Annotated in this window: 4 protein-coding genes; all 4 read right to left on the bottom strand. The window is 50.5% G+C overall.

What is annotated here, in order from left to right:
* A partial coding sequence (locus tag FDW87_RS19345) for a DUF4832 domain-containing protein (RefSeq protein WP_137380093.1) occupies nt 1-1,369 on the bottom strand: 1,369 nt, incomplete at its 3' end.
* A gap of 31 nt (nt 1,370-1,400) precedes the next feature.
* Nucleotides 1,401-1,808 (bottom strand): hypothetical protein, encoded by a 408-nt coding sequence (locus tag FDW87_RS19350; protein ID WP_016154111.1) that lies wholly within the window; start codon nt 1,806-1,808, stop codon nt 1,401-1,403.
* 2 nt (nt 1,809-1,810) lie between these two features.
* Nucleotides 1,811-2,923 carry a glycosyltransferase family 4 protein gene (locus FDW87_RS19355; protein WP_137380081.1) on the bottom strand — a complete coding sequence of 371 codons (1,113 nt, stop codon included), beginning with the start codon at nt 2,921-2,923 and terminating at the stop codon, nt 1,811-1,813.
* Nucleotide 2,924: 1 nt separating this feature from the next.
* The coding region (locus FDW87_RS19360) for a glycosyltransferase family 4 protein (RefSeq protein ID WP_252363259.1) at nt 2,925-3,930 on the bottom strand (1,006 nt) is incomplete at its 5' end.

The raw sequence follows: 3,930 nt of genomic DNA on the forward strand, positions 1-3,930 counted from the left end.
CGCGATACCAGCCGCTGCTTTGCTTTCCTTCGTTGGCAAAGTTAATTCTTGCCACCCCGGATTTATCCAGCATCGAAACCTCAATGGCGTATTGCCCTTTCGCCAGTCGGCCCGGCATGGGCAATGCGTAGCTAACCTGATAAACGCCCGGGAGCCAACGTCGTATATCATCCGCCGCATTCCCCTGCGCCACCACCTTATTGGCGCTATCCACCACACGAAATGCCAGCGTGTAGGGCAGATAAATCGGTGCGATACCTTCGTTATACCAGGTACTGTTCAACCTCAACGTTTGTCCGCCGTCCCACACGGACTCATGGCTCAGAGACGCTAAGCGAAACCGATAGCCCAGTTTGGTCAGCGCATCATCAACAATCGGTCGATAATCGCTGGGTATCGCTCTCGATTTCAGGTTGATCGTGCTGGCGTGCTGCTTGACCGCCCAGTCAAAAATGCCCTGCACTTCGGCACGCGTATAGTGGAAGGTGTTCTTCCAGTCCTGCATATATGAACAGATTTCCAGACTGACCGGCGCACGTTTCCAGGCATCATTAAACCCCGAATAGCTCTGCTGTGCTGCCAGTAATCGCTGCGGGTAATCATCGGCCATATGGCTCCAGGAGTCCGAAAATACGCGCAGGTCACCCCAGCAATCCGCCCGCCATCCAGCCCCTCGCGCCACCGCATTCGCCAGGCTTTGCCCACCGCTCATCAACATTATTTTCGGCGTCGAAGGGAAGGCAGAAAAGTGCATTGCGACGTAGCGGTCTAACTGCGCGGTGGAGTACTGCTCCAACAGTGGTTTCAGCTCAGGGAAATTGCTGTTATGCCATTCCCCCCAGGCCCCCACCATGCCGATATCCACAAAAGCGAGATTCGCATTACCGTCGTAGCGTTTTCCGAATGCGTTCAGCAGACGCTGGCTGTACTCAATAAACAGCGGGTCGCTTAAATCCGGAATAAATGTTTTATTATCGGGCGTCCAGCTGCCTTTCACGCCTTTTTTAATCAGCCAATCGGGAATTTTGGTGCCATCCCCCGGATCGGCAAGCACCATAAACCGCAGCCCGACATTCATCGCGGGACGATGCGCTGCCGCGTATTTGAAGGCATCATCCACCAGCGCAAAATTATACTGACCTTCAACAGGCTCCAGCTCTCGCCAGTAAAATCGCTCGTATTCAAATCCGGTATTGGGATAATCCGCCAGACCCAGCGTTTCACCGTACCCCTGATGAAAACTTGCCACGCCAATCCCCGGATTGGTTAGCGGGCCCGTTAATGCTTTGGGGGTTACGGTCGTTAATGCAGACATAACCGCCAACGGAAAGGACATCAACAACAGCGCAGAAACCCATTTACACTTCATCGCAGTGACGCCCTCCACAGGTTTGTTTACGCTAGCGGTTTTTCAGGCTTAACCACCAGTCCCATATGCCTACATGAAAATTTTGGAACACATCAATACCTAACGCTGATTTGATCATATACAGCGTCAGCAATACGCAGCAGGTAACGAACAACACGGCAATCAGCAACAGGAAAGTGAGCAATATTCTCGACAGGGTCGATTCCTGACGATGCTGCCGACGCAAATCTCTGCCAAACAAAAAAACCAGATAATAGCGTTTACTGAAAAAGGGAAAGCTTCGGCGAATATCGATCTGATGCCGCGAAGTCAAAGTCGAGGCCAGGATCGCTTTTTCCACCCCTTCTTTTTGTTCAGGGGTCAACCCTTGCGCAATCGGCTCGTCAAGATGAGCATAAAATCGTTCGATGACGGGAGGACGATTTTGAGGACTGGTCAAAATTAACCTATATCTTTATCAATTGAGTGATAGACGTTAATCGTCTTTTTGGCGATTTCATGCCAGTTGTAGTTTTGCAAATATACACGATAGTCCACGCTATTGGTTGCCGCCCACTCGGTTAATTTTTCGGCCAGGCTGGTCACATCCCCCACCTTAAAATAGGCCTCGGACGGCAGTTGAACTTCGAGGTTAGCCGGAATATCACTGACGACGGCAGGAAGAGAAAATGACATCGCTTCCAGCAGCGCAATGGGCAATCCTTCATGGTATGAAGGCATCACAAACAGCTGTGCCTGGGAAAACACCGCCTGAAGCTCATCACCACGCAAGAACCCCGTCATCACAACGCCAGGGGTGTCCGCGGCAAGCTTTTTTAGGCGAATGCTGTATTCGGTCGGATGATCCGCATCGCCAATTAACACTAACGGCATAGTTAAACCGCTGCGCTGATAGGCGGCGATGGCATCATGCATCCCTTTTTCTTCCACAAATCGCCCTACCACCACGAGGTAGTTTTTCGGCTGCAGCCCAAAGCGGGAGAGCGTATTGTCGATGGTCAGCGCAGATAACGACCGCGGCTCATTGACGCCATTGTGAATTAAATGCGCATCATAGCGAGCGTGTTTTTTCTGGATCAATTGATTAATAACCTCAGAAATCACAATCACTTCGTTGGCATATTTCACAGCCCAACGCTCACCCAGCAGCAATATTTTTTTGGCAACGAATCCCCATTTTTGACGATCGTAATCAGGTCCATGATGGGTGAACACCACCTTTTTCCCTAACATGCGTAATAATGGGATCACAAGCCCAGGCCCGATAGCATGGACATGCACAATATCCGAATGGTCGATACTTGTCCTAAATGCCGCTAAAACGGAATGGACAATCGCTTCCAGCGAGCGCTTTTTGGGTGCCCACAGCGCGTAGGTTTCAACTTTCTTATATAACGATCGTTTGTAATTTACATACGGCGAGCGTGCAATCACGCAAATATCAACGTCCAACTGCTGCTTAATGGCAGGATATAGATTCTGACAGTGTGTCTCCACCCCGCCCAATACATCGGGAATACCACGCGTACCAAAAACCGTTATTTTTTTACTCATACTATGGCCTGCTCAGCAGTTCTTTATAGAGCGCCAGTAGAGTATCCATATGTTTACTCAGCGCATATTTTTCACTCAATCGCGCACGCCCCTGTAAGCCCATGACCCGCGCCTTCTCTGGCGAGTCGGCCAGTGCATCCAGCGCATTTGCTAACTCCTGCGCATTGCCAGGTTCGAATAAAATCCCTTCGATATCATCACGAATTTGTTCCGGGATGCCGCCGATGCGCGATCCGATCACCGGCTTGCCTAAGGACATCGCCTCTAATATCGCCATAGAACAGTTTTCATAGCATTCTGAAGGAAGGATCACTGCCCGTGCATGCTTAATAAGGTTATCGAGGGCTTCCCCTTGTTGCACATAACCTAAAAACTCAACGTCCGGGTATTGGGCGACTAATTCGTCGTGCAGGGGACCGTGCCCCACAATTTTCAGCGGCGCTTTGTTCTGCATTTTCTCATGCGCCGCCAATAACGTTGCCACGCCCTTTTCACGGCTCAGGCGACCGAAGTACAGCATATAGCCCGCATCGCTTACCTCATCCAGAGGACGGCTGTCATCAACGCCATTGACGATGACATCAATGCGCGAATTCGGCAGCGTACGCAACAATACGCCGCGTAAAAAGACGCTCGGCGAAACGATCACATCCAGCGCCTGGTAATTTTGCGCAATATATTGCCAGGTCGCCTCTAAAGAAAGCAGGAGGCTTTTTGAAGCAGAGCCTTCCTGGCAACGATACCTGAAGGCATTGAAAACCGTCCCGGTAATACAGGAATCACACACTTTACCGTCGCGCAGCATGGAATAGGCAGGACAGACGATTTTATAGTCATGCGCGGTCAACACTGTTTTGCAGCCAAAATTGCGGGCCACTTTAATCAACGCCGGCGTTAACTGATGGTAAATGTTATGGAAGTGGACGATATCCGGACGCTCTTTTTGTAGTAGCGCCAGCATCTTTTTGCAGGCTTGCGAATTATGAATAAAGTTAACCGCCGTTTTG

The sequence above is a fragment of the Citrobacter sp. wls826 genome (assembly GCF_005281245.1).
Lineage (GTDB): Bacteria > Pseudomonadota > Gammaproteobacteria > Enterobacterales > Enterobacteriaceae > Citrobacter > Citrobacter braakii.

What these genes read in the sequence shown, in the direction of transcription:
- FDW87_RS19355 (WP_137380081.1), bottom strand. Translation starts at nt 2,923, where the DNA reads ATGAGTAAAAAAATAACGGTTTTTGGTACGCGTGGTATTCCCGATGTA.